19 protein-coding genes are annotated in these 25387 nt (G+C 72.1%); 11 read left to right on the top strand and 8 right to left on the bottom strand.

Annotated elements, in window-relative coordinates:
* Positions 1-134 precede the first annotated feature (134 nt).
* Complete coding sequence (locus ASC56_RS02025; protein ID WP_063784905.1) at positions 135-4715, top strand: cation-translocating P-type ATPase; 4581 nt, start codon at positions 135-137, stop codon at positions 4713-4715.
* 234 nt (positions 4716-4949) lie between these two features.
* Here ASC56_RS02025 and ASC56_RS02020 read toward each other — a convergent pair whose 3' ends face one another.
* Positions 4950-5963 (bottom strand): hydroxyacid dehydrogenase, encoded by a 1014-nt coding sequence (locus ASC56_RS02020; protein WP_199835860.1) that lies wholly within the window; start codon positions 5961-5963, stop codon positions 4950-4952.
* Positions 5964-6393: 430 nt separating this feature from the next.
* Between ASC56_RS02020 and ASC56_RS02015 the strand changes: the two genes are divergently transcribed.
* A complete protein-coding gene (locus ASC56_RS02015; protein WP_055489353.1) occupies positions 6394-7758 on the top strand; it encodes an NAD(P)/FAD-dependent oxidoreductase in 1365 nt (454 codons plus the stop codon).
* A gap of 139 nt (positions 7759-7897) precedes the next feature.
* Here ASC56_RS02015 and ASC56_RS02010 read toward each other — a convergent pair whose 3' ends face one another.
* Together ASC56_RS02010 and ASC56_RS02005 are read right to left on the bottom strand one after the other, a co-directional pair.
* Positions 7898-8248: a DUF6479 family protein gene (locus ASC56_RS02010; protein ID WP_234376813.1), complete on the bottom strand. Its 351-nt coding sequence runs from the start codon at positions 8246-8248 to the stop codon at positions 7898-7900.
* Positions 8249-8300: 52 nt separating this feature from the next.
* Positions 8301-8705 carry a ChaB family protein gene (locus ASC56_RS02005; protein WP_055489639.1) on the bottom strand — a complete coding sequence of 135 codons (405 nt, stop codon included), beginning with the start codon at positions 8703-8705 and terminating at the stop codon, positions 8301-8303.
* A 127-nt stretch (positions 8706-8832) separates the two neighbouring features.
* Here ASC56_RS02005 and ASC56_RS02000 point away from each other — a divergent pair, with 127 nt between their 5' ends.
* Both ASC56_RS02000 and ASC56_RS01995 read left to right on the top strand, forming a co-directional pair.
* Positions 8833-9204 carry a hypothetical protein gene (locus tag ASC56_RS02000; protein ID WP_055489351.1) on the top strand — a complete coding sequence of 124 codons (372 nt, stop codon included), beginning with the start codon at positions 8833-8835 and terminating at the stop codon, positions 9202-9204.
* A gap of 221 nt (positions 9205-9425) precedes the next feature.
* Positions 9426-10604: an acyl-CoA dehydrogenase family protein gene (locus ASC56_RS01995; protein WP_055489350.1), complete on the top strand. Its 1179-nt coding sequence runs from the start codon at positions 9426-9428 to the stop codon at positions 10602-10604.
* A gap of 91 nt (positions 10605-10695) precedes the next feature.
* Here the strand turns inward: ASC56_RS01995 and ASC56_RS01990 are convergent, their stop codons facing one another.
* The 3 genes from ASC56_RS01990 to ASC56_RS01980 all read right to left on the bottom strand — a co-directional run bounded on the left by ASC56_RS01990 (position 10696) and on the right by ASC56_RS01980 (position 13729).
* A complete protein-coding gene (locus ASC56_RS01990) occupies positions 10696-11721 on the bottom strand; it encodes a Gfo/Idh/MocA family oxidoreductase (protein WP_055489349.1) in 1026 nt (341 codons plus the stop codon).
* Positions 11722-11787: 66 nt separating this feature from the next.
* Entirely contained in the window at positions 11788-12549 is a 762-nt protein-coding gene (locus tag ASC56_RS01985) for an SDR family oxidoreductase (protein WP_055489348.1), read from the bottom strand.
* A gap of 16 nt (positions 12550-12565) precedes the next feature.
* Positions 12566-13729: a phytanoyl-CoA dioxygenase family protein gene (locus ASC56_RS01980; protein WP_055489347.1), complete on the bottom strand. Its 1164-nt coding sequence runs from the start codon at positions 13727-13729 to the stop codon at positions 12566-12568.
* A gap of 159 nt (positions 13730-13888) precedes the next feature.
* Between ASC56_RS01980 and ASC56_RS01975 the strand changes: the two genes are divergently transcribed.
* From ASC56_RS01975 to ASC56_RS01945, 7 genes are all read left to right on the top strand, one after another.
* Positions 13889-14926: a LacI family DNA-binding transcriptional regulator gene (locus tag ASC56_RS01975; protein ID WP_055489346.1), complete on the top strand. Its 1038-nt coding sequence runs from the start codon at positions 13889-13891 to the stop codon at positions 14924-14926.
* Between the two features lie 79 nt (positions 14927-15005).
* A complete protein-coding gene (locus ASC56_RS41540) occupies positions 15006-15881 on the top strand; it encodes an oxygenase MpaB family protein (protein ID WP_079102267.1) in 876 nt (291 codons plus the stop codon).
* Between the two features lie 17 nt (positions 15882-15898).
* Positions 15899-16168, top strand: a complete 270-nt coding sequence (locus ASC56_RS41535) for a tetratricopeptide repeat protein (protein ID WP_371330027.1) — start codon at positions 15899-15901, stop codon at positions 16166-16168.
* A gap of 58 nt (positions 16169-16226) precedes the next feature.
* Positions 16227-17798 (top strand): NAD(P)/FAD-dependent oxidoreductase, encoded by a 1572-nt coding sequence (locus ASC56_RS01960; RefSeq protein WP_055489343.1) that lies wholly within the window; start codon positions 16227-16229, stop codon positions 17796-17798.
* Between the two features lie 83 nt (positions 17799-17881).
* The gene (locus ASC56_RS01955; protein WP_055489342.1) at positions 17882-19006 is read left to right on the top strand and encodes a nitronate monooxygenase family protein; all 1125 of its coding nucleotides are present in this window, start codon (positions 17882-17884) and stop codon (positions 19004-19006) included.
* Positions 19003-20553 carry an acyl-CoA synthetase gene (locus ASC56_RS01950; protein ID WP_055489341.1) on the top strand — a complete coding sequence of 517 codons (1551 nt, stop codon included), beginning with the start codon at positions 19003-19005 and terminating at the stop codon, positions 20551-20553. The genes ASC56_RS01955 and ASC56_RS01950 overlap by 4 nt, the downstream gene beginning before the upstream one ends.
* Before the next feature lie 268 nt (positions 20554-20821).
* Entirely contained in the window at positions 20822-22321 is a 1500-nt protein-coding gene (locus ASC56_RS01945) for an acyl-CoA synthetase (RefSeq protein ID WP_055489340.1), read from the top strand.
* Between the two features lie 6 nt (positions 22322-22327).
* On the opposite strand, the gene paaK is transcribed toward ASC56_RS01945, so the two are convergent.
* Complete coding sequence (gene paaK, locus ASC56_RS01940; RefSeq protein WP_055489339.1) at positions 22328-23623, bottom strand: phenylacetate--CoA ligase PaaK; 1296 nt, start codon at positions 23621-23623, stop codon at positions 22328-22330.
* A 137-nt stretch (positions 23624-23760) separates the two neighbouring features.
* Positions 23761-25380: an acyl-CoA synthetase gene (locus ASC56_RS01935; RefSeq protein WP_055489338.1), complete on the bottom strand. Its 1620-nt coding sequence runs from the start codon at positions 25378-25380 to the stop codon at positions 23761-23763.
* Between the last annotated feature and the right edge of the window lie 7 nt (positions 25381-25387).

Genomic DNA, 25387 nt, shown 5'->3' with positions numbered 1-25387 from the left:
AACGAGGAGAAAGCTACCTGCGGGGCCGCGGACCTGCGAGCCGGGTAACCGTTCGGATCAGCACACCGGGCGGGGTGTGTCCCGGCAGGTGATGATCGGACGAGGGACCGGCCTGCTCTGGAGGTGGCACACGGATGTTGGTGCTGTCGGACGTACGCCTGCAGTTGTCGGCGGCGATCACGGCCCGGATGACCAGCGGTGCGCGCGGAGTCGCGGACGCGGCCGTCAAGATGCTCGGCCTGGAGCGGCGGGATGTCTGGTCCCGCCCGGGGCGTTGCCATATCGAGGTCCGGGGCGTGCAGGGCCCGCGCGGCATGTGGGTGGGCCGGATCGTGGAGCGTGCGCTTGAGGAGCACCCCGGCGTGCAGTGGGCGCGAGTGAACGCCCCAGCGGAGCGGGTCGTCGTGGAACTGGCCTCGCCGCCCCCGCCACAGCAGGAGCTGATCCGGATCGTCGCCCACGCGGAGGCCCATGGGGCCGCCGCCACAGCCGAGCCGGGGACGTTCGACGAGTGGTGCCCCGCGCCGCACCATCCGTGTGAGGGGCCGAGCAGACGGCCGACACTTCCGGTCCTGGCGGCGGACGTCGTGGGACTGCTGCTGACGGTGGCCACCCGCCTGTCGCCGTGGACTCCGCTGCCGGCCGAGGTCGGGGCGCTGGCCTCGGCCATTCAGTGCCACCCGCGGCTGCGCAGGCTGGTGACGTCGGGCCTCAACGAACACGGGAAATCGGAATCTGTCATTCCAGTCCTCAATGCGATCGTCCAGGGCGTGGCCACGCGTGGGGGAGGGCTGGTCCTCGATGTCGCGCAGCGCGTGGCGCAGTTGCGGGAGGCGAACGCGGCCCTCAAGGCGTGGGCCGAGGCAGAGCCGCGACTGGTGCCGGGACCGCAGGACGCTCAGGCCGAGCCGGTCGTGGTGGAACGGCCCGCAGTGCGTCAGGACGTGGCGGCGCGCTACGCCGAACGGGCCATGGGAATCGGCGCCGCCGTCGGCGCCCTGACCGCGCCGTACGCGGGGCCGCGGCGGGCACTGGCGGTGGCCCTGTCCAGCATGCCGAAGGCGCCGGAGGCCGGGCGGGAGGGCTTCGCCACCACCCTCGGCCGGTTCCTCGCCCTGCGCGGCGTCGTGGCCATGGACCGCAGCGTGCTGCGCCGCCTGGGCCAGGTGAACACGGTGCTGTTGGACTTCGACGCCCTGCGCAGCGGCCGGTACGAACTGACCGACCTGGTGCTGTCCGGCGGCGCCGAGCCCGAGCAGGTCTCCGACCGGCTCTTCGCCCTGTTCGACCCGGCCGTGCCCGCAGAGGTCCACCGCGACGGCGAAGGCTGGGCCCTCGGCCCGCTGGAGGAGCTGGACCTGACGGGCGGCACCGGGCAGCCCGCCGCCGACCGGCTGCGCGGCCGGGGCAGCGAACTGGTGCTGGGCCTGGCCTTCCGGCAGCGCCTGATGGCCGTGGCGGGGGTGGCGATGCAGACGCTGCCGGGTGCGCAGGCCCTGGCGGCGGCCGCCCGCCGCTCGGGGATCCGTGTGGTGCTCGCCAGTGACCAGCCCAACCCGGCGCTCGGCTTCGTCGACGCGATGGTGCCCTCGGGCGGTCATCTGGTGGCGTCGGTGCGCGAGTTGCAGGCGGACGGTGCGGTGGTGCTGCTGGTGTCCGGGAACCGCCGTGCACTGGGGGCGTCGGACTGCGGCATCGGTGTCCAGCGCGAAGGGGAGCCGCCCGCCTGGGGCGCACACCTGCTCGTCGGCACCGACCTCGACTCGGTCGCGCTGATCCTCACCGGCATCGGCGTGGCTCGCCAGGTCGACCGGGACTGCGCGGTAGTGGCCGCGAGTGGCAGCGGTATCGGCGCGGTCGCGGCGATGCGGGCACCAGCCGCCCAGGCGTGCTCGCGCGGGCAGGCCGGGTGCAATACCGCCGGGGGCATCGCCTTCTCGGTGGGGGTGTGGCGCGCCCGGCAGCTGTGCTCCCGTCCCATCACCCCCTCGGTGGAGACCGTTCCCTGGCATCTGATGCCGCCCTCGCGGGTCCTGGAGCGGCTGCGCACGAGCGTCGACGGACTCTCCGTGGAGGAGGCCGCCACGCGGGCCAGGGGCCCGGCCGGGGCCGGTCCGGCGCGTACCACCCTGGTGTCGGCCTTCGTCGAGGAGCTGGCCAACCCACTGACCCCGGTCCTGGCCGGCGGAGCGGCCCTGGCCGCCGCCGTGGGATCCCGGGCGGACGCCGCTCTCGTCGCCTCGATCACCGCCACCTCGGCGCTGGTCGGCGGCGTCCAACGGGTCCGTACGGAGCGCGCGCTCGCCGAGCTGACCGCCCGCTCCGCGGTCGGAGCGCGAGTACGGCGCGGGGGCGGCGAGCGACTGGTCACCGCGGAGGACCTGGTCCCTGGGGACGTCATCCTGCTCCAGCCCGAGGACGTGGTGCCCGCCGACTGCCGGCTGGTGGAGGCCCAGGGCCTGGAGGTCGACGAGTCGTCGCTGACCGGCGAGTCCCTGCCGGTGACCAAGGACCCGGCGCCGGTCGTCGCCTCGCACCTCACCGAGCGCCGTTCGATGCTCTACGAGGGCACCACCGTCTCCGCCGGAGAGGCGGTCGCCGTGGTCGTGGCCACCGGGCCGGCCACCGAGGTCGGGCGCACCATGGCCACCGCGCGGGAAGCGGCACCGGTGACCGGAGTCGAGGCGCGGTTGTCGTCGCTGACCAAGGCCAGTCTGCCCGTGGCGACGGCCTCCGCCGCGGCGGTGGCCGGGGCCGGGCTGCTGCACGGGCGCCCGCTGGCCGAGAGCCTGGCCTCGGCGGTGAACCTGGCTGTCGCCTCGGTCCCCGAGGGACTGCCGTTCCTCGTCAATGCGGCCCAACTGGCCTCCGCTCGCCGCCTGGCGGAGCACGGCGCGCTGGTGCGCAACCCGCGCACCATCGAGGCACTCGGCAGGGCCGACGTGCTGTGCTTCGACAAGACCGGCACTCTCACCGAGGGCAACCTCCAGCTCGCCGCGGTCAGCGACGGGGACCGTATCCTCCCCGTCGACCGGCTCGACCTGCCGCACAAGGAGATCCTGGCCGCCGCGCTGCGCGCCACCCCCGCCGCCCGGCAGTCCGAGCCGATGGCCCACCAGACCGACCGGGCGGTGGACACGGGGGCCCGCAGGGCACGGGTGGCGGTGCACCGCGGCGCGCCCCGCTGGCGGCGCACCGACACCCTGCCCTTCGGCCCTTCCCGCGCCTACCACGCCACGGCGGGCCGCGCCCTCGACTCCACCCTGCTCAGCGTCAAGGGCGCCCCGGAGACCGTCCTGGCCCGCTGCACGCGCAGGCGGCTCGACGGGGCGGACACCGAGCTCGACGACGCCGGACGCAAGGCGCTCACCACGGCCACCGAGGAACTCGCCGCCGCCGGCCGCCGTGTCCTCGCCGTGGCGGAACGGACCTTGCGGACCGACGAGGAGCTCACCGACGACGAGGTGCGGGACCTCGTGTTCGTCGGATTCGTCGTTCTGGCCGATCCGGTGCGCCCCGGGGCGGCGCCGGCCACCGCCCGGCTGCGCGCGGCGGGGGTGCACACCGTCCTGCTCACCGGGGACCACCCTGCCACCGCCGAAGCCGTCGCGGCCTCCGTCACCGGCGACTCGAACCAAACCGTCTGCACGGGACCGGAGTTGGACGAACTCGACGACGACGCGCTCGACGCGCTGCTGCCGACGGTGGATGTGATCGCCCGGTGCACACCGCACCACAAGGTCCGCATCGTCCAGGCCTTCCAGCGTCTGGGCCGGGTCGTGGCGATGACCGGCGACGGAGCCAACGACGCCCCCGCCATCCGCCTGGCCGACGTCGGCATCGCCCTGGGGCGGCGCGGCACCCCCGCGGCCACGGCCGCTGCCGATCTGGTCATCGGTGACGACCGCCTGGAGACGATCGTCACCGCCCTGACCGAGGGCCGGGCGATGTGGATCTCGGTCAGGACCGCGCTGGCCATCCTGATCGGCGGCAACCTCGGCGAGGTCACCTTCAGCGTGCTCGCCTCCGCGCTGGCCGGCGTCTCACCGCTGAGCGCCCGCCAGATCATGCTGGTCAACCTCCTCACCGACCTGGCTCCCGCGCTTGCCATCGCCGTACGCACCCCGGCCGAGAGCACGGGCGAACAGCTGCTGCAGGAAGGACCCCACCAGTCGCTGGGCACCGCGCTCACCCAGGAGATGCTGCAACGCGGGCTCACCACCGCACTCGGCGCGGGGCTGGCCTGGACCGCCGCCCGCCTCACCGGCACACAACGCCGCGCCGGCACGGTGGCGCTGGCCGCCGTGGTCGGCACCCAGCTCGCCCAGACCCTCACCAGCGGCGGCGCGGACAGCCGGGTGCTCGTCGCCACGGTCGGCTCGGCCGCTGTGCTCGTGGGCATCATTCAGACCCCGGGCATCAGCCACTTCTTCGGATCCACCCCGCTGGGCCCCGTCGGCTGGGGCATCGCCCTCACGGCCATCACCACCGCCACGCTCCTCCACTCGACGCTGCAGCCGCTCTCGGGCCGTCTGGCGGGCACGAGATGGCTGCCCTCCGCGGCCGGGGAGGGCAAGGAACCCGAGGAGTCCGCTCCGCTCCCGTCCGCGACCCCCGCGTTCATCGCGGTCCCGGCCGCGTGGCTGAGCGGTGCGCTGTCCCGCCTCGGCCTGCTGGCACCCTGGCTCGGAGCCGAACTCGCCCCTGCGGGCTGACAGTTGGGGGACCCGGGATGGCCGTCGTGGTCGCTGCCGCGGCGGCCGAGGGGCACCGGACCGGCGGCCGCTCCCGAGTGAGCCACCCCGGGCTGCAGGGCCGCTACGGGACGCCGCAAGCACCGTACGGCTATCCGCGTCCCGCCGCCCGCATCCTGGTAGTGCGCCGGGTCGAAGCCATGGCCGGCGACCCGGCGCGGGGTCTCCACGTCAGGATGGTGGCTCGGGGCCCGGTCACGCGACACGGGCCAGGTCCGCGTGCCGCACCTGGTGGGCCAGGGGCAGGCCCGCGACCAGGCGCTCCAGCTCCTCCACGACGATACGGCCGAGGCGTTCCAGCTCGTTGCCGAGCGAGCCCGCGATGTGCGGGGTCAAGAAGACGTTGGGCAGCCCGTACAGCGGGGAACCGGCGGGCAGCGGTTCGGGTTCGGTGACGTCCAGGACCGCGCTCAGACGGCCCGAGAGCAACTCGTCGGTGAGCGCGTCGTGATCGACCAGGGCGCCCCGCGAGGTGTTGATCAGCACGCCGCCGTCCCGGATCAGGGAGAGCCGGTCGCGGTCGAGCAGATGATGGGTCTCCGGGATGTGGGGCGCGTGCAGGCTGACGATGTCGCTGCGGCGCAACAGGTCGTCCAGCGGCAGTGCTTCGGCTCCCAGCGCCCTCGCTTCGGCGGGGGTCACGTAGGGGTCGTGGAGGAGGACCGTGAAGTCGAACGGCCGCAGCAACTCGAGCAGTCGGCGACCCACGCGTGAGGCGCCGACGACGCCGACCCGGCGGCCGAGATTGCCGATGCCCGCGGTCTCGGCGGGGGAGGGGTGTCCGTGCGTGCGCCGGAACCGCTCCCGGTGTCCGAAGGCGTCCTTGCCGGCGAGCAGGATCATGGCGAGCGCGTACTCCGCCACCGGCAGCGCGTTGCCGGTCACCGCGCTGGAGACCGTGATCCCCTCCCGCCACAGCGCCTCGCCGATCAGCGAGCGGACGGAACCCGCGGCATGCAGGACGGTACGCAGCCGCGGGGCCAGGGCCAGGATGTCCGCGTCCAGGTGAGGGCAGCCCCAGCCCGTGATCAGCACCTCCGCCCGGGCCAGCGCGGGAGCGAACGCCGGGTCGGTGACGTCCCGTACGACGAGCGTGGCGTCGACGTCGGCCAGCTCCCGGAGCCGGGCCATCAGCGGCGCAGGAAACAGCAGGGGCAGGTGCACCGTATCCATGGCGAACACGGCCCTGGGCAGCCGGGCGTTGGGCATGACTCTCCTGAGTCGTTGGAGAACGGTTTCAGAGAGCGTTTTCTACCGTAGATCTGCCGCGAAGGGGTGGCCAATCGGAGTGATGGGCCACTCGGGCAGACAGGTTGAGTGCCTGTCCACCCCGGAATGTCCCATCGTGCCGGAGTCGGGGACGGGCTCGGGAGAGGTCGCCCGACGCGGGTCGACCGACGCGGATCGACGGGGCGACCGAGCCCGGGTCGACCCCTCCGTCGCCGGGCTGGCAGGAGGAGCGGCCCCTCGCCGTAACGGGTTCTCCCTGTCGGCCCAGCGGTCGCGGTCTCCCGCGACGCCGACGTCCATGACATCTCTTGAGGTTTCAAGCAATGAGCGTTTCACGGGCGCGGATGCGGGTACCAGCGGGGTTCCCTAGCGTTGCAGACGTCGACGTCTCCGTCTGGAGGGACCTGTGATGACCGTGCCCCGGATCGTGATCGTCGGTGGCGGATTCGCCGGGATGGAGACCGCGCGCAAACTGGAGCGCATCCTCAAGCCCGACGAGGCGGCGCTGAAGCTCGTCACCCCCTACGACCACCAGCTCTATCTGCCCCTGCTTCCGCATGTCGCGTCGGGGATCCTCACCCCCCAGTCGGTCGCGGTCTCGCTGCGTCGGCTGCTGCGCCGGACGGTCATCGTGCCCGGCGGGGCCGTCGGCATCGATCCCGGTGCCAAGGCCGTGGTGGCACGCAAGATCAACGGCGAGACGACCGTCGAGCACTACGACTATCTCGTGCTGACCCCCGGAAGCGTCACGCGGCAGTTCGACATCCCCGGGGTGGACGAGCACGCCGTGGGAATGAAGACGCTCGCGGAGGCGGCCTGGGTCCGCGACCACGTCATCTCCCAGCTCGACCTGTCGGCGGCGAGCTCCGACCGGGCCGAGCAGGAGACCCGGCTGCAGTTCGTGGTCGTCGGGGGCGGTTACGCCGGCACCGAGACCGCCGCCTATCTGCACCACCTCACCAGCGCAGCCGTGAAGCGCTACCCGGGCCTGGACCCGGCTCTCATCAACTGGCACCTGGTGGACATCGCTCCCCGGCTCATGCCCGAACTCGGTGAGCGGCTGGGCGAGAAGGCCCTCGCCATCCTCAAGCGGCGCGGTGTGAAGGTCTCCCTCGGAGTCTCCGTCGCCGAGGCCACGGCGGACACCGTCACCCTCACCGATGGCCGCAAGCTGCCCTGTCACACCCTGATCTGGACCGCGGGGGTCGCGGCGAGCCCGCTGATCGCCACGCTGGACGCCGAGACCAATCGGGGCCGGCTGATCGTCCGGCCGGATCTGACCGTGCCGGGGCTGGACGGGGTCTTCGCCCTGGGGGACGCGGCCGCGGTGCCCGACCTGGCCAAGGGCGACGACGCGATCTGCCCGCCGACCGCCCAGCACGCGATGCGTCAGGGCTGGACCGCCGCGAAGAACGTCGCGGCGGCGCTGCGCGGAGCGCCGCTCACCCACTACCGGCACCGGGACCTGGGGCTCGTCGTCGACCTCGGCGGCATCCAGGCCGTGTCCAAGCCGCTCGGGCTGGAGCTTACGGCCCTGCCCGCGCAGGCCGTCGCCCGGGGTTACCACCTGGCAGCCCTGCGCACGTTTCCGGCCCGTCTGCGCACCCTGACCAACTGGACGCTGAACGCGCTGGCGGGCTATGACTTCGTGCGCATCGGCTTCCAGGCCGGCCGCCCGGCCACGCTCAAGGACTTCGAGTCGCCCGACGCCTACCTCAGCCCGGACCTCATCGCCTCGCACACGGGTGGAGAGGTGAGGAAGCGCACGGACTGAGGCAACCGGGGTCGGCGTCACCGGGTGCGGTCGCCTTTCGGCCGCCCCGGCCGGTCGGGAGCGGCGGTGGAGTACCTCAGGGTGTCGTGGCCTGGGTCGGCCATGGATCTCGCTTCCCTGTGCGAGGGACTCGCGTGGGTCAGCGGTGGGCGCCCGGCCCGCCGCTGCCGAACGAGCCGCTGCTGCCCCTGTCCCAGCGGGGCCGCTGCTCCGAGGAGCTCGTCCGGGACCCTACGTTGCCGTGCGCCTTCAGCCGGTGCGGCGTCAGACGGTGCCTGCTCCGGGGCACCTCCTCGGGCTCACGGTTCTCCCGCACCTCACCAACCGGCCCCTCGTCCGGCAGCCGGGGCTGCTCCTCCGGGCGCGGCGGTGGGGGTTCGCGGCGCCAGATGCGTACGCCCATCCAGAAGGCGCCGAGCAGCAGCGCCACCACGAGCACGGCCGCGATCAGCGGCCCGATGATCATGTATACGTCGACGGCAAGATTCATCGATACGGTATTCATGGCGCGCGAGTACCCTTGGCCTCCCCCGTGAACCGGCTCACCGCGACCGCGCGGCCCGTGTCCTCGAACGGTTCGCCTTGCGGATCGCGTCCAGCAGTTCCGCCTTCGACATCCTCGACCGCCCGTCGACGCCGAGGCGCTTGGCGATGTCGTAGAGGTGTTCCTTCGACGCGTTCTCGTCGACGCCCTCGCCGCTGCGGCCGCCCTGCTGCCGGGGCCGGGCGGAACGCGGGTCCGAGGGGCCCTTGCGGCCGCCCTCCTTGCGCTCCCAGTGGTCGCCGACCTTCTCGAACGTGTGCTTGAGCGCGCCGTACGCCACCCGGTGCGCCCGCTCGCCCTCGCCGTACTGCTCCACCGCCGAGTCGTGCGCCGCGATCCAGGTGCGCTGGGCGTCCTCGGGGGAGCGTTCCAGCGTGGAGGGCAGTTCCTGTCGTCCGGGCACGGAATCCACCTCCGTCTCCCTGCTCGTCATCCAGCCCCCGGGTTCCCTTCGCCGAGCCCGCGGAAACGGGCCGGGCCTCCGCGGAACGCCGGGTTTGGCGCGAGCGCCCACGGCTACCCGCACTCCCGTGACGACGACATCCCAGCAGGAGGTCTACCGCTTCCTGGAGGATCGCTTCGCCTGCGCCCAGGCCTGCGCCGAGTGTGCGCGGGCCTGCGCCCTGCGCGCGAGTCTCGCGGAACCGGACGGGCCCTACGATCAGGAGTTCCAGCGGCGCAAGGGGATCATGTGCGCGGAGGCCTGCGACGCGACCTGCCGTGCGCTGTCCGGGCACAGCCGGCAGGACGAGGCCGCCATCCGCGGCCAGGTGGAGTGGTGCCGGGCGGTCTGCCTGGAGAGCGCGCACGTCTTCGACCAGGATCCCGGCGGCAAGGAGGCCGCGCAGGCCTGCCGGGACGCCGCCCGGGCCTGCACCGACTTCATGGCGACGCTGAGCTGACGGGACGTGGTGAGCACCCGGGCGCGGGCGCACCGGCATTCCGACGCACCGGGACGCCCACCGGCATTTGGTCCGCTGGACGTCCACCGGCATTCCGGTCCGCTGGGCGTCCACCGGCACTCCGGTCCACCGGGGCCTCCACCGGCATTCCCAATTTCTGAAACACGTTCTACGGTGTGCGCCGTCAGGACCGGACCCGCCCTGGGGACCCTGGAGGCGCCGTGCATCTCGACCACACGCCCGAGCAGCAGCGGTTGCGCACCGAGTTGCGCCGCTACTTCGCCGAACTGGTGCCGGACCACGCCTACGCCCGCTACGCCGACCCGGCGGCGCAGAAGCGCTTCTACCGCGACACCATCCGCCGCCTCGGCAGCGACGGCTGGCTGGGCGTCGGCTGGCCGAAGGAGTACGGCGGGCGCGGACTGACGCCCATGGAGCAGTTCATCTTCTTCGACGAGGCCGCGCAGGCGGGCGTACCGCTGCCGTTGATGGCGCTCAACACGGTGGGGCCGACGCTCATGCGGTTCGGCACGGACGAGCAGAAGGCCTACTTCCTGCCGCGGATCCTCTCCGGCGAGATCGACTTCGCGATCGGCTACAGCGAACCGGACGCGGGCACGGACCTGGCGTCGCTGAAGACGCGCGCGGTGCGGGACGGGGACCAGTACGTCGTCAACGGCCAGAAGATCTGGACCACCAACGGCGACACGGCCGACTGGGTGTGGCTCGCCGTGCGCACCGACCCGGGCGCCCCGCCGCACAAGGGCATCACCATGCTGCTCGTGCCGACCTCCGACCCCGGCTACTCCTGCACCCTCATCCGCACGCTCGCCTCGCACGACACCACCGCCAGCTACTACGAGAACATCCGCGTCCCCGTCTCCCGACGCGTCGGTGAGGAGAACCAGGGCTGGCGGCTGATCACCAACCAGCTCAACCACGAGCGCGTCACCCTCGCGGCGCACGGCACCATGGCGATCCGTGCGCTGCACGACGTGCAGCGCTGGGCCATGGAGACCAAGCTCGCCGACGGCCGCCGGGTGATCGACCTGCCCTGGGTGCGCCGCGGCCTGGCCCGGACGCACACCAGGCTGGACGCGATGAAGCTCCTCAACTGGCAGATGGTGAACGCGGTACAGGAAGGCACCCTCACCCCGCAGGACGCCTCCGCCGTCAAGGTGTACGGCTCCGAGGCCCGCCGCGACGCGTACGCCTCGCTCATGGAGATCGTGGCGGCCGTCGGCGCGCTGAAGGAGGGTTCGGCCGGCGCCGTGCTGCATGGCGAGCTGGAACGCGGCTACCGCTCCGCCGTGATCTTCACCTTCGGCGGTGGCAACAACGAGATCCAGCGCGAGATCATCTCCTGGATCGGTCTGGGGATGCCCCGCGTCCGCAGGTGACGGAACGCGGCCGGGGCGCGAGCCCGGCCTTCACACAGCGCCGGTTCGGTGATCCCGGCCGCGGCCAGGAGCCCGATCCGCGGGGGGTCGCTCATGCCCGACCCACCTCCGCCATGCCATGACGCACCTCCTCGATCCGCACCGGCCGGTGCTCCGCCAGCGACCGGGTGCAGGCCTCGGCGATCCAGCTCGCCTCGAGGGCGTCGGACACCGTGCAGGGGGAGGGCGTGCGGCCCGCCACCACCTCGGTGAACGCGGTGAGTTCGGCGCGGTAGGCGTCCGCGAAGCGGTCCATGAAGAAGTGGTGCGGGGCACCGGCCGGGAAGGTGGCGCCCGGTTCGACGGACCGCAGGGGCAGCTTGTCCTCCAGACCCACCGCGATGCTGTCCTTCATGCCGTGCAGTTCCAGGCGCACGTCGTGGCCGCGCGCGTTGTGGCGGGAGTTGGAGACCAGAGCGAGGGTGCCGTCGTCCAGGGTGAGGAGCGCCGAGGCGGTGTCGGCGTCGCCCGCGGCCGCGATGTACTCGGCACCGCGGTTGCCGCCGGCCGCGTACACCTCGACGACCTCACGCCCGGTCACCCACCGCACGATGTCGAAGTCGTGCACCGAGCAGTCCCGGAAGATGCCGCCGGAGACGGCGATGTACGCCTCCGGCGGCGGTGCCGGGTCCAGGGTGGTGGAGCGTACGGTGTGCAGCTCGCCGAGTTCGCCGCTCAGCACCGCCTTGCGCGCGGCGACACAGCCCGCGTCGAAGCGCCGGTTGTAACCGACGTGCACCTCGATGCCGCTGTCCTGCACCGCGCGGAGCACCGCCAGGCTCTCCCCGACCGTCCTCGCCACCGGCTTCTCGCAGAAGACGGGCACACCCGCCGCGACGGCGGCGAGGATCAGCGCGGGGTGGGCGTCCGTGGCGGCGGCGATCACCACACCGTCGACACCGGCGGCGAACAGTGCCTGCGGTGAGTCGACCGCCGTCGCACCGAAGCGCTCCGCCGCCGCGGCGGCGGCCGCGGCCACCGGGTCGGTGACCACCAGCGAGTCCACCGCGTCGAGTGAGGCCAGTGTGGCGGCGTGGAAGGCGCCGATCCGGCCGAGGCCGAGGATGCCGATACGCATGAGAAGTCGCTCCCAACAAGCGTGGAGGAAGGGGGAATGGCGCGGAGACGGTCGACGTGGTGGACGTCAGTCGAGTCCGCCGAAGACGATCTGGTCCCAGTCGATCACCGAACCGGTCACCACACCGCTGCGGTCGGAGAGCAGGAAGACGACGAAGTCGGCGATCTCGTCGACCTGCCCCAGCTTGCCCATCGGCTGCGTCTCGGCCGCCCGGTGCCGCCAGTCGTCCCCGGCGCCGTGGAAGGCGCGCTGGATCGCGTCCTCGCCCTCGGTGTCCGTCCAGCCGATGTTCAGGCCGTTGACCCGGATCCGGTCCCAGCGGTGCGCGTGGGCGACGTTACGGGTCAGTCCGGCCAGGCCCGCCTTGGCGGCGACGTACGGGGCCAGGAAGGGCTGCCCGCCGTGGGCCGAGGAGGTGATGATGTTGACGATGGTGCCGGGCGCCTTGCGGTCCACCATGTTCCGCACCGCCGCCTGCATCGCGAAGAACGGCCCCCGCAGGTTGATCGCCATGTGTGCGTCGAACAGCTCCGGCGTGGTGTCCAGCAGTGAACCGCGTGAGGTGAGCCCCGCGGCGTTGACCAGACAGTCGATCCGCCCGCAGAGGTCCACGACCTGCTGCACGCTGCCGTGCGCCTGTGCCGGGTCGGCGAGGTCCGCTCGTACGAACGTGGCGTCGGCCTCGGCCGCGAACGCCTCCCCGATCTCGGCGCGGCGTCCGGTGAAGACGACGCGCGCTCCCTCGCGCACGGCCGCCCGGACGATTCCGGCGCCGACGCCCTGGCTGCCGCCGTTGACGAGGACGACTGCGCCCTCAAGAAGTCCCATGAGGTGATGTACCCTTTCAGATCCGGCGGCGCTCGGCGCCGGCCCGCAGTTCTTGGCGCAGTCGCTGCGGGCCCCAGCCCTCCGACAGGGCCCGGCGCACGGTGTCCGCCTGGGACGGCGGGGCCAGCCCGTCGACCGGTGGGTCCAGGTCCAGATTCGTGGGGAAGGGGTAGCCCTCGGCGCAGGCGGCGACCACCCGGCCCAGCCAGTCCGCCGCGGCGCCCTCGGCCTTGCGTCGCAGCAGCACCGGGTAGACCGCGTTCGACACCGTCTCGCGGTCCACCGTCTCCATCGCGCGACCGAAGGCGGAGGAGATCTGCAGCAGGTTGGCCATGCGTCTGATGTCCGCGGACCTGTTGTGTCCGGCGGCATGGAAGAGCGCGGGGTTGAAGAAGACCGCGTCGCCCTTCTCCAGCGGCAGTTGGACGTGGTGCTCGTCGAAGTACGCGATGAACTCCGGCCGCCGCCAGGCCAGATAGCCGGGTTCGTACGACTGCGAGTGCGGCAGGTACAGCGTCGGGCCGGACTCCACAGGCATGTCGCAGTGCGCCACGGCGCCCTGGAGCGTCAGCACGGGTGACAGTCGGTGGACGTGGGCCGGGTAGCGCGCGGCCTGCTCCTGGCCCAGGAACCCGAGGTGGTAGTCGCGGTGCACGCTCTGCGCCGCGCCGCCGGGGTTGACCTGGTTGATCTGCGAGGTGATCTGGTAACCCGGGCCCAGCCAGGCCTCGGCGATCAGCGCCAGCATGTCGTTGCCGTAGTAGTCGGCGAACGTCTCCGGGGCGCGTACGGCCATCTTGTCGAACGCGTTCCACACCCGGTCGTTGGCGCCGGACTCGGCGAAGTGGTCCCCGCGGGCGGTGCCCGCCGCCCGCTCCTCCTCGATCAGGGCGGTGAAGACGGCACTCGCGCGGTCCACCACGCCGAGATCGGGGAACGCCCGCCTGAGCACCACGATGCCGGGCCCCTCCAGCAGGGCGCGCACCCACTCGGTCTGCACGTGCCGCGGCCCGGCGGCCCGCAGCCGGTCGCTGTCGTACAGGAGGACGTTCTGCTCGACGCCTTCGGCGAGCGGAAAGTCACCTGCATCGGTGTGCCGTTCGACCAGGGGGCGGAACGCGTCGAGGTCACAGTCCTCCTCGCGCAGCCAAGTGACAGGTCCCGTGGCTGTGAGAGACATCGCACAGTCCTTTCGCAGTGCCGTCGTCTCCGCCAGTCTTGTGAACCGGGGGCCGTCATTCAATGAGCAGAGACCCCTCAAAAACCCATCATCGATCAGCCGTCTCCGCCCGCCGTCACCCCCCAGCCGTCATCGCCGGCCGACTTCCGAGGAACAGCCGTGGGACACCCCTATCCGATCCGCGAGATCGCCCGTCAGGCCGGCCTGAGCCAGGCCACCGTCGACCGCGTCCTCAACCACCGGGGCGGGGTGCGGGAGAGCACCGTGCGTGAGGTGCACCAGGCGATCAGGGATCTGGACCGTCAGCGGACACAGATCCGTATCGGCGGACGCACCTTCATGATCGACATCGTGATGCACGCCCCGGCCCGGTTCTCCTCCGCGGTGCGCGACGCCCTGGAGGCCGAACTGCCCTCCCTGCATCCGGCGGTGCTCCGCTCCCGCTTCCACTTCCGGGAGACCTGCCCGCCCGCGGAGCTGGTCGGCATCCTGGACCGGATAGCCAGGCGCGGTTCCCAGGGCGTGATCCTCAAGGCCCCGGACCTGCCCGAGACCACCGCCGCCGTCAGCCGGCTGGCCGCGGCCGGGATCCCCGTGGTCACCCTGGTGACGGACCTGCCCGGCAGCGCCCGCCTCGCCTACGTGGGCATCGACAACCGCGCCGCCGGAGCCACTGCCGCGTATCTCCTCGACCAGTGGCTGGGCGACCACCCGGGTCATGCGCTCGTCACCATCAGCCGGGGCTTCTTCCGCGGAGAGGAGGAGCGCGAGATGGGCTTCCGCAGCGCGCTGCGGTCCACCCGGCCCGGGTGCGAGCTGGTCGAGGTCACCGACAGCGACGGCCTGGACGCCACCCAGCACGACCTGGTGCTGGCCGCGCTGGAGGAGGACCCGGAGATCAATGCCGTCTACTCCATCGGGGGTGGCAACGCCGCGAGTCTCGAAGCCTTCCAGGCGGTGGGCCGCGATCCGGCCGTCTTCATCGCGCACGACCTCGACCGGGACAACACCCGGCTGCTGAGCGAACGCCGCATCTCCGCGGTGCTCCACCACGACCTCCGCCAGGACATGCGCCGCGCCTGCCTGACGGTCATGCGGGCCCACGGGGCGCTCCCCGAGGAGGGGCCCCAGCTGCCGTCGCCGATCCAGGTGGTCACGCCGTTCAACATGCCGCCCGGGGCGGTCGCGGAGGGTTGATGGGCGTGCCGGTCGAGGCCACACTGACGAGGTGGACGCGGATCCGGGGTTCTTCGGGCCCTCCTCGGTGACCTGGCAGATGCATGGCGACCCCATGATGTGGGTCGCCGGCATACGGGCGCTCTACCTCCAGGCCCTGCACCCGCGCACCGTCCGCGGCGTCACACAGAACTCCGACTTCCGGCGCGACGCCTGGGGCAGGCTGATGCGCACCGCCAACTTCGTCGGGACGACGACGTACGGGACCACCGAGGCCGCACAGCGGGCCGGTGCCCGGGTGCGGAAGATCCACGGCATGCTCGGCGCGACGGACCCGGACACGGGGGAGCGGTACGGCGTCGACGAACCCGAGCTGCTGCTGTGGGTGCACTGCGCCGAGATCGACTCCTATCTCCACGTCCTGCGCCGCTCGGGCTTCCGGCTCACCGGCGCACAGGCCGACCGGTACATCCGCGAGAACCGGCTCGCCGCCGCGCTCGTGGGGCTCGATGCGGACCACGTCCCGGCCGATCAGGATGAGTTGGCGGCCTACTTCGAGAAGGTACGGCCCGAGCTCGCCGCCGGGCCCGAGGCCCGCGAGGTGGACGACTTCCTGCAACGCCCACCGGTCCACCCGCTGCTCCTCCCGGCGCGCGCCCTGCTGTGGCGGCGCGTGGTGAACCTGGCGTACGCCGCCCTGCCCCCGTACGCCCACGAGTTGTACGGCCGGCCGGCCCCGACGCCCCCGGCGGTGACCCGGCGGCTGCGTCTCACCGGCACCCTGTTGCGCTGCGTTCCCGCACGTCTGCGCTGGCAACTGCCGCCCAAACACATCCTCCGCGCCATGGCCAGACTCGGCCCCGGCGCACGTCCCGCACCGCACGGAGTCGGCGGACGGCTCGCCATACCGGACGGGCCAGGGGAGGGGCGGGGCCGAGACGGGGGCGATTGCAGCCGACGGCGGACACCAGGCTGATCCAGGGCCGGTACCGGCTGCTCGACCCGATCGGGCGCGGCGGTGAACTGGGGCGCCTCGGCCGCTGGGAGGAAGCCCGGCTCGGCCGCTGGGCCGGCGCCCTCATGGAGTACCACCGGGTGGCGGCCGCCCGTGAGCATCTCCTCGGCCCCGACCACCCCGACACCCTGGCCGCCCGCGAGGACAAGGCCCACTGTCCGGAACAGGTGGGCCGCGGCAGGGAAGCGGTGGAGCTGTACCGGAGAGTGGCGGTGCCACGCCGGCAACTGGCGGCGGGAGCATTCTGAGCCGCCGCCGCGCGGCCCGTCTCTGGCCGATCCCGATCAACGCGTGCTACGAAGAAGCATGCCTGCACACGAGGGATACGACGCCGTGATCGTCGGCGGTGGCCACAACGGGTTGGTGGCCGCCGCCTATCTGGCCAGGGCCGGGCGGTCCGTGCTGGTTCTGGAGCGGCTGGACCACACCGGCGGCGCCGCGGTGTCCACCCGGCCGTTCGCCGGTGTCGACGCGCGGCTGTCGCGGTACTCCTACCTGGTCAGCCTGCTGCCGCGGAAGATCGTGCGCGACCTGGGGCTGGACTTCCGGGTGCGGGCGCGCACCGTGTCCTCGTACACGCCCGTCGAGCGCGACGGACGCCCCACCGGGCTCCTCGTCGGCGGCGGCGAGCGGCGCACCCGGGAGTCGTTCGCCCGGCTCACCGGCTCCGACCGCGAGTACGAGGCCTGGCAGCGCTTCTACGCGATGACCGGGCGCGTGGCCGAGCGGGTGTTCCCCACGCTCACGGAGCCCCTGCCCACCCGTGACGAACTGCGCCGCCGCGTCGACGACGAGGAGGCATGGCGGGTGCTCTTCGAGGAGCCGATCGGTACCGCCGTCGAGGAGTACTTCACCGACGACCTGGTCCGCGGTGTCGTCCTCACCGACGCGCTCATCGGCACCTTCGCGGACGCCCACGACGCCTCGCTGCGGCAGAACCGCTGCTTCCTCTACCACGTCATCGGCGGCGGCACCGGCGCCTGGAACGTGCCGGTCGGCGGCATGGGCGCGCTCACCGACGCGATGGCGGCCGCCGCGCGCGCCGCCGGCGCGGTGATCGCCACCGGGCGCGAGGCCGTCCGGATCGAGACCGACGGGCGCACCGCCGAGGTGACCCACCGCGGCGAGGACGGCGAGAGCACCGTCTTCGCCCGGCACGTCCTGGTGAACGCCTCGCCGCAGGAGCTGGCCAGGCTCACCGGCGACACCCCGCCCACCCCGGCCGAGGGCGCCCAGCTCAAGGTGAACATGCTGCTCACCCGGCTGCCCGCGCTGCGGGACATCACCGTCGACCCGCGCGACGCCTTCTCCGGGACCTTCCACATCGCGGAGGGGTACGCACAGCTGGCCGCCGCCCACGCCCAGGCGGCAGCGGGCTCGCTGCCGGCCGCGCCGCCCTCGGAGATCTACTGCCACTCGCTCACCGACCCGACCATCCTCGGCCCCGAACTCGTCGAGCGGGGTTACCAGACCCTGACGCTCTTCGGCCTCCACACCCCCGCGCGGCTCTTCGAGCACGACAACGACGGCGCACGGGAGGAGTTGCTGAAGTCGACGCTGGCGCAGCTCAACGCCCACCTCGCCGAGCCCGTCGAGAACTGCCTGGCCACGGACGCGGACGGCCGCCCCTGTATCGAGGCGAAGACCCCGCTCGACCTGGAGCGCGACCTCCGGCTGCCCGGTGGCAACATCTTCCACCGCGAGCTGGCCTGGCCGTACGCACACCAGGACACCGGCCGCTGGGGCGTGGAGACCCGCCACACGAACGTCCTGCTGTGCGGGGCGGGCGCCGTGCGCGGCGGCGGGGTCAGCGGCGTACCCGGGCACAACGCGGCGATGGCGGTGCTGGAAGGTGGCGGTGATCCGGCAGCGGGATGATCCGGGCGCGCCGCCATCCACGGATCTGACGGTACATCAGAAACCCTCTTCCCTCCTTCCGGCCGCTGCGGCATCCTGCGCCCATGCAGACGGAGCTGAGCAAGCAACTGGGAGTCGAGCACGCCCTCTTCGGCTTCACGCCGTTCCCCGCCGTCGCCGCGGCCATCAGCCGGGCCGGGGGTTTCGGCGTGCTCGGCGCGGTCCGCTACACCGCCCCCGACGAGCTCAGGCGCGATCTCGACTGGGTCGAGGCGCACGGCGACGGCCACCCGTACGGCCTGGACGTGGTCATGCCCGCACAGAAGGTGGAGGCCCCGAGGGATCGGACGCTGACGGAGGCCGACGTCGAGGCGATGATCCCGGAAGGTCACCGGCAGTTCGTCAAGGACACCCTCGCCCAGTACGGCGTGCCCGAACTCGCCGAGGGGGAGGCGTCCGGATGGCGGATCACCGGCTGGATGGAGCAGGTCGCCCGCAACCAGCTCGACGTCGCCTTCGACTACCCGATCACACTGCTCGCCAACGCGCTCGGCTCCCCGCCCGCCGATGTCGTCCAACGCGCCCACGACCGGGGCGTCCTGGTCGCCGCGCTGGCCGGCAGCGCCCGGCACGCGCGCAAGCACCAGCGGGCGGGCATCGACATCGTCGTCGCCCAGGGGTACGAGGCCGGCGGCCACACCGGAGAGATCGCCTCCATGGTGCTCACGCCCGAAGTCGTCGAGGCCGTCCACCCGTTGCCGGTGCTGGCCGCCGGTGGTATTGGCAGCGGGCAGCAGGCGGCCGCGGCCCTGGCGCTCGGCGCGCAGGGAGTCTGGCTCGGCTCGATCTGGCTGACCACCACGGAGGCCGAACTCCCCTCGCCCGCCCTCGTCCGGAAGCTGCTCGCCGCCGGATCGGGCGACACGGTCCGCTCCCGGGCGCTGACCGGCAAACCGGCCCGGCAGCTGCGGACCGAGTGGACCGACGCCTGGGACGACCCGAACGGACCCGGCACCCTCCCCATGCCCCTGCAGGGCCTGCTCGTCGCCGAGGCGGTCACCCGCATCCAGAAGTACGAGGTGGAGCCGCTCCTCGGCACCCCCGTCGGCCAGATCGTGGGCCGTATGAACACCGAACGCAGCGTGCAGGCCGTCGTCGACGACCTCACCCGCGGCTTCGAGAGGGCCGTCGACCGCATCAACCGGATCGCCGGAAGGAGCCAGCAGTGAGCCAGGCCGCCAACGGATTCTGGGCGCAGGCAGCGCGGGACCCCGAGCGCACGGTCCTCGTCGCACCCGACGGCGAGGAGTGGACCGCGGGACGGCTGCTCGGCGCGGCCAACCGGCTGGTGCACGGACTGCGCGCCGCGGGGCTCGAACGGGGGGACTCCTTCGCCGTCGTCCTGCCCAACGGCGTCGAGTTCCTCACCGCATACCTGGCCGCCAGCCAGGCCGGCCTCTACCTCGTACCCGTCAACCACCACCTCGTCGGACCCGAGATCGCCTGGATCGTCGCCGACTGCGGCGCCAAGGTCCTCATCGCCCACGAACGGTTCGCGGACGCGGCCCGCGACGCGGCCGACGAGGCGAAGCTGCCGGGCGGCCGACGTTACGCCGTCGGAGCGGTCGAGGGGTTCCGCCCGTACGCCGAACTCCTCGACGGACAACCCGAGTCGGCACCGGAGGGGCGCACCCTCGGCTGGGTCATGAACTACACCTCGGGCACCACCGGCCGCCCGCGCGGCATCCGCCGCCCGCTGCCCGGCAGACCGCCCGAGGAGGCGTACCTCGGCGGCTTCCTCGCCATCTTCGGCATCAGGCCCCACGACGGCAATGTCCACCTCGTCTGCTCGCCGCTCTATCACACGGCGGTGCTGCAGTTCGCGGGCGCGTCCCTGCACATCGGGCACCGGCTGGTCCTGATGGACAAGTGGGCGCCCGAGGAGATGCTCCGGCTGATCGACGCCCACAAGTGCACGCACACGCACATGGTCCCCACCCAGTTCCACCGCCTCCTCGCCCTCCCCGACGCGGTGCGGACGCGGTACGACATCTCCTCCATGCGGCACGCCATCCACGGCGCCGCCCCCTGCCCCGACCATGTGAAGCGGGCGATGATCGAGTGGTGGGGCGAGAGCGTCGAGGAGTACTACGCGGCCAGCGAGGGCGGCGGTGCCTTCGCGACCGCCGAGGACTGGCTGAAGAAGCCCGGCACGGTCGGCAAGGCCTGGCCCATCAGCGAACTCGCCGTCTTCGACGACGACGGCAACCGGCTGCCGCCCGGTGAACTCGGCACCGTCTACATGAAGATGAGCACGGGCGGCTTCTCGTACCACAAGGACGAAGCCAAGACGCGCAAGAACCGCATCGGCGACTTCTTCACCGTCGGCGACCTCGGCCACCTCGACGAGGACGGCTACCTCTTCCTGCGCGACCGCAAGATCGACCTGATCATCTCCGGCGGGGTCAACATCTACCCCGCCGAGGTCGAGGCAGCCCTGCTCAGCCACCCCGCCGTCGCCGACGCGGCGGCCTTCGGGATCCCGCACGACGACTGGGGCGAGGAGGTGAAGGCGGTCGTCGAACCCGCTCCCGGCCACGAGCCCGGACCGGCGCTCGCCGCCGACATCCTCGGCCACTGCGCCCGGCAACTCGCCGGATACAAGCGGCCAAGGAGCGTCGACTTCATCGAGACGATGCCTCGTGACCCCAACGGCAAGCTGTACAAGCGACGGCTGCGCGACCCGTACTGGGAGGGCCGCACCCGACCGGTGTGAACCAGGACCGGTACGGGACCGGCGCGCGGGTGTGGTGAACAGGACGGCCGCCGTGACGACGACCCGTCCTACTCGGGTGCGCGATCGTGCCTCCCAACTTCGGTGGCGGAAGGGGAGGTTGAGACTGACAAGGGCATCCCGACGTGTCCGTCACGTCGTGCCGTCGCCGGTCGGGTCGACTCTCTTCACGCGAATACGTCCGGTGCTTGACCTCCCTCGCGGAACGCGGCGAGGATCGCCACAGGCACGGACGGACGAAGGGCAGTTCATGACGGCGGGACGAAGCGTCACGGTCGACGGCACGCTGCGCCGCAGCGCCCGGCGCACCCCGGCACGCGTGGCGATCCACTACGGCGACCGGTCGTGGACGTACGCGGAACTCGACGACGCCGTCTCCCGGGCTGCCCGCGTGCTGCGCGAGGCCCGGCTCGCCCCGGGCGACCGGGTCGGCGCCCTGGGCCACAACTCCGACGCCTATCTGATCGCCTTCCTGGCCTGCGCCCGCGCCGGCCTGGTGCATGTTCCGGTGAACCAGAACCTGACCGGGGACGACCTGTCGTACATCGTCGACCAGGCGGGCTGCGCACTCGTCCTCGCCGATCCCGACCTCGCCGGCAACCTCTCCGGGGGCGTACGGGTGATCTCCCTGCGCGACGCGGACGACTCCCTGCTCGCGCGGCTCGCGACCGCGCCGCCGTACGACGGCGAGGAGCCGCGCGGCGAGGACCTGGCGCAACTGCTGTACACATCCGGCACGACCGCGCTCCCCAAGGGCGCGATGATGACGCACCGCGCGCTGGTGCACGAGTACCTGAGCGCGATCACCGCCCTGGACCTGAGCGCGGGCGACCGGCCCGTGCATGCGCTGCCGCTCTACCACTCGGCGCAGATGCACGTCTTCCTGCTGCCCTACCTCGCCGTCGGCGCCGAGAACGTCATCCTGGACGCGCCGGACGGGGACCGGCTCTTCGACCTGATCGAGGCGGGCCGTGCGGACAGCCTGTTCGCGCCGCCCACCGTGTGGATCGGCCTGGCCGGCCGCCCCGACTTCGCCACGCGCGACCTCAGCGGGCTGCGCAAGGCGTACTACGGGGCCTCGATCATGCCCGTGCCCGTCCTGGAGCGCCTCAAGGAGCGGCTGCCGAAGCTCGCCTTCTACAACTGCTTCGGGCAGAGCGAGATCGGCCCCCTGTCCATGGTTCTCGGGCCGTACGAGCACAAGGGGCGCATGGACTCGTGCGGACGTCCGGTGCTGTTCGTGGAGGCGAGGCTCGTCGACGAGTCCGGCAAGGACGTGCCCGACGGGGAACGGGGCGAGATCGTCTACCGGTCGCCGCAGTTGTGCGAGGGCTACTGGGACAAGCCCGAGGAGACCGCCGAGGCCTTCCGCGACGGCTGGTTCCACTCCGGTGATCTCGCCGTGCGGGACGCCGAGGGGTTCTTCACGATCGTCGACCGGGTCAAGGACGTCATCAACTCGGGGGGCGTCCTGGTCGCGTCGCGGCAGGTCGAGGACGCCCTCTACACGCACGAGCGGGTCGCCGAGGTCGCGGTGATCGGACTGCCCGACGAGCGGTGGATCGAGGCGGTCACCGCGGTCGTCGTGGCGCGCGGGGAGGTGACCGAGGCCGAACTCCTCGCCCACGCACGAGAGAAGCTGGCCTCCTTCAAGGCACCGAAGCGGGTGCTGTTCGTGGAGGAGCTGCCGCGCAACGCGAGCGGGAAGATTCTGAAACGTGAGCTGCGCGACCGGTTCGCCGGGGCCTGACCCGGGTCAGCGCGGCCGCAGGTCGACGATCCGCCTGATCTTGCCCACCGACCGTTCCAGCGACTCCGGTTCGACGATCTCGACCGCCACCGACACGCCGATCCCGTCCTTCACGGCCGCGGCGATCGCGAGCGCCGCCGCGTCGCGCTGCTCGGGCGTGGCGCCCGTCCGGGCCTCGGCGCGCACCGTCAGCGCGTCGAGCCGGCCCTCGCGGGTCAGCCGGAGCTGGAAGTGCGGTGCCACGCCCGGGGTCCGCAGCACGATCTCCTCGATCTGGGTGGGGAACAGGTTCACGCCGCGCAGGATGACCATGTCGTCGCTGCGGCCGGTGATCCTCTCCATCCTGCGGAAGACGCGGGCCGTGCCGGGCAGCAGACGGGTCAGGTCCCGGGTCCGGTAGCGGATCACGGGCATGGCCTCCTTGGTGAGGGAGGTGAAGACCAGCTCGCCCTCCTCGCCGTCGGGCAGCACCTCGCCGGTGATCGGGTCGACCACCTCGGGGTAGAAGTGGTCCTCCCACACATGGAGGCCGTCCTTGGTCTCGACGCACTCCTGGGCCACGCCCGGACCGACGACCTCCGACAGGCCGTAGATGTCGACCGCGTCGATCGCGAACCGCTCCTCGATCTCGCGCCGCATCCCCTCGGTCCACGGCTCGGCGCCGAAGATCCCGACGCGCAGGGAGGTGCCGCGTGGATCGACACCCTGGCGCTCGAACTCGTCGAGGAGGGTCAGCATGTACGACGGGGTCACCATGATGATGCCGGGCTTGAGGTCCTGGATCAGCTGCACCTGCCGTGTCGTCATGCCGCCGGAGGCGGGGATCACCGTACAGCCGAGACGTTCGGCACCGTAGTGGGCGCCGAGGCCGCCGGTGAACAGGCCGTAGCCGTACGCCACATGGATCGTGTCACCGGGGCGGCCGCCCGCCGCGCGGATCGACCGGGCCACCATGTCCGACCACATGGAGAGGTCGTTGTCGGTGTACCCGACGACGGTGGGGCGCCCGGTCGTGCCGCTGGAGGCGTGGATCCGCCGGATCCGCTCCCGGGGGACCGCGAACATCCCGTACGGGTAGTTCTCCCGCAGGTCCGCCTTCACGGTGAACGGGAACCGGGCGAGATCGGCGAGCGTCCGGCAGTCGTCCGGGTGGACCCCGGCCTTGTCGAAGGAGTCGCGGTAGAAGGGGACGTGCGCGTAGACGTACCGCAAGGAGGTCCGCAACCGCTCCAGCTGGAGACTTCGCAGTTCCTCGGCGCCGAGCCGTTCCCCCACGTCCAGCAGGTCGTGCGCGTCCGCCATGGGAACGTCTCCTCGCCTGTCATACCAAATCCGGGCGACCGATCATTCGGTCGATCTGCTGGGATCAGTAATCCAGCCCGCCCGGCCGGAGGCAAGAGGCCGGCGGCCCGCACTTTCCGCCCGACCACATGGGGACCTCAGCGGTCCGCCGCCAGCGCCACCTCCTTCGCCCAGCGGTAGTCCGCCTTGCCGCTGGGTGAGCGCCGGATACTGTCTGTGATCACCAGCCGGCGCGGGACCTTGTAGCCCGCCAGGTAGGTCCGGCAGTGGCTCTGGATGTCCTCCAGGGACGGCCGTGGCGCTCCCTCGCGCAGCTGCACCACCGCCGCCACACGGTTGCCCCACCTCGTGTCCGGCACCCCCGCGACCAGCGCGTCGTACACGTCGGGATGCGACTTGAGCGCCTGCTCGACCTCCTCCGGGTACACCTTCTCGCCGCCGGTGTTGATGCACTGCGAACCGCGGCCGAGGACGGTGACCACACCCTGCCCGTCGACCGTCGCCATGTCGCCGAGCAGCACCCACCGCTCGCCGTCCTTGCGGAAGAACGTCTCGGCGGTCTTCCCCGGGTCGTTGTAGTAGCCGAGCGGCACGTGCCCGCGCTGCGCGAGGCGTCCCGGCTCACCGACCGCGACCGGCTGGTGGGTGACGGGATCCACCACCTGGGTACGGGCGTTGACACGGATGCGGAAGCCGTTGGCCGGGCCCGAGTCCGGGGTCGCGGTGCCGTTGAAGCCCGACTCCGAGGAGCCGAAGTTGTTCAGCAGCATGGCATGCGGGACCAGTGCCTGGAACTGCGCGCGTACGGTGTCCGACATGATCGCCCCGGACGACGACACGCTGAACAGGGACGAGCAGTCCGTGCCCTTCATGGGTCCGTTCAGCGCGTCGATCAGCGGCCGGAGCATCGCGTCGCCCACCAGCGACATGCTGGTGACCTTCTCCCTCTCGACGGTTCGCAGAACCTCCTCGGGCACGAACTTGCGGTGGATCACGACCCGTTGGCCGAAGTTGAAGCCGATGAACGCCGTGAGCGTCGAAGTGCCGTGCATCAGCGGCGGCGTCGGGAAGAAGGTGATGCCCTCGCCGCCGGCCGCGACCCGCTCGGCCAGCTCCTTGGGCTCCTTGACCGGCTCTCCCGTCGGGGCTCCGCCGCCGAGGCCCGAGAAGAACAGGTCCTCCTGACGCCACATCACCCCTTTCGGCATGCCGGTCGTGCCGCCGGTGTAGATGATGAACTGGTCGTCCGCCGAGCGTGCCGGGAAGCCGCGCTCGGGGGATCCGGCGGCATCGGCGTCGGCGAAGTCCACGGCCGGCGGGGCGACGGCGTCCGGCGCCGGGGTCCCCACCCGTACGAGGTGCCGCAGCTTCTGCACCCGGGGCAGCGCCGCCGCCACACGGTCGGTGAACTCCGCGTCGTAGACCAGCGCCACCAGATCCGCGTCCCGGTAGAGGTGGACCAACTCCTCCTCGACGTAGCGGTAGTTGACGTTGACCGGCACGATCCGGGCCTTCAGGCAGCCGAGCACCGTCTGCAGGTACTCGACCCCGTTGTACAGGTGCAGTCCGAGGTGCTCTCCCGGTCGCAGGCCGCTGTCGAGCAGATGGTGGCCGATGCGGTTGGCGGCCGCGTCGAGCTCCGCGTAGGTGAGACGGCGCTCCGCGCCCGTGCCGGGGTGGTCGACGTACACCAGCGCCTCGCGGCCCGGAACCACGTCGACGACCGACTCGAACAGGTCGGCAAGGTTGTACTCCACCGCTCCT

Origin of the sequence: Streptomyces sp. TP-A0356, assembly GCF_001417775.1 — a bacterium.
Taxonomy (GTDB): domain Bacteria; phylum Actinomycetota; class Actinomycetes; order Streptomycetales; family Streptomycetaceae; genus Streptomyces.
This window is presented reverse-complemented; position numbering and strand designations above follow the sequence as displayed.

Excerpts from the sequence above, each read along its gene's own strand:
- ASC56_RS02025 (WP_063784905.1), top strand. The coding sequence starts at position 135 with ATGTTGGTGCTGTCGGACGTACGCCTGCAGTTGTCGGCGGCGATCACG.
- ASC56_RS02020 (WP_199835860.1), bottom strand. The coding sequence starts at position 5,963 with ATGCCCAACGCCCGGCTGCCCAGGGCCGTGTTCGCCATGGATACGGTG.
- ASC56_RS02015 (WP_055489353.1), top strand. The coding sequence starts at position 6,394 with ATGACCGTGCCCCGGATCGTGATCGTCGGTGGCGGATTCGCCGGGATG.
- ASC56_RS02010 (WP_234376813.1), bottom strand. The coding sequence starts at position 8,248 with ATGAATCTTGCCGTCGACGTATACATGATCATCGGGCCGCTGATCGCG.
- ASC56_RS01990 (WP_055489349.1), bottom strand. The coding sequence starts at position 11,721 with ATGCGTATCGGCATCCTCGGCCTCGGCCGGATCGGCGCCTTCCACGCC.
- ASC56_RS01985 (WP_055489348.1), bottom strand. The coding sequence starts at position 12,549 with ATGGGACTTCTTGAGGGCGCAGTCGTCCTCGTCAACGGCGGCAGCCAG.
- ASC56_RS01980 (WP_055489347.1), bottom strand. The coding sequence starts at position 13,729 with ATGTCTCTCACAGCCACGGGACCTGTCACTTGGCTGCGCGAGGAGGAC.
- ASC56_RS41540 (WP_079102267.1), top strand. The coding sequence starts at position 15,006 with ATGCATGGCGACCCCATGATGTGGGTCGCCGGCATACGGGCGCTCTAC.
- ASC56_RS01960 (WP_055489343.1), top strand. The coding sequence starts at position 16,227 with ATGCCTGCACACGAGGGATACGACGCCGTGATCGTCGGCGGTGGCCAC.
- ASC56_RS01955 (WP_055489342.1), top strand. The coding sequence starts at position 17,882 with ATGCAGACGGAGCTGAGCAAGCAACTGGGAGTCGAGCACGCCCTCTTC.
- ASC56_RS01945 (WP_055489340.1), top strand. The coding sequence starts at position 20,822 with ATGACGGCGGGACGAAGCGTCACGGTCGACGGCACGCTGCGCCGCAGC.
- paaK (WP_055489339.1), bottom strand. The coding sequence starts at position 23,623 with ATGGCGGACGCGCACGACCTGCTGGACGTGGGGGAACGGCTCGGCGCC.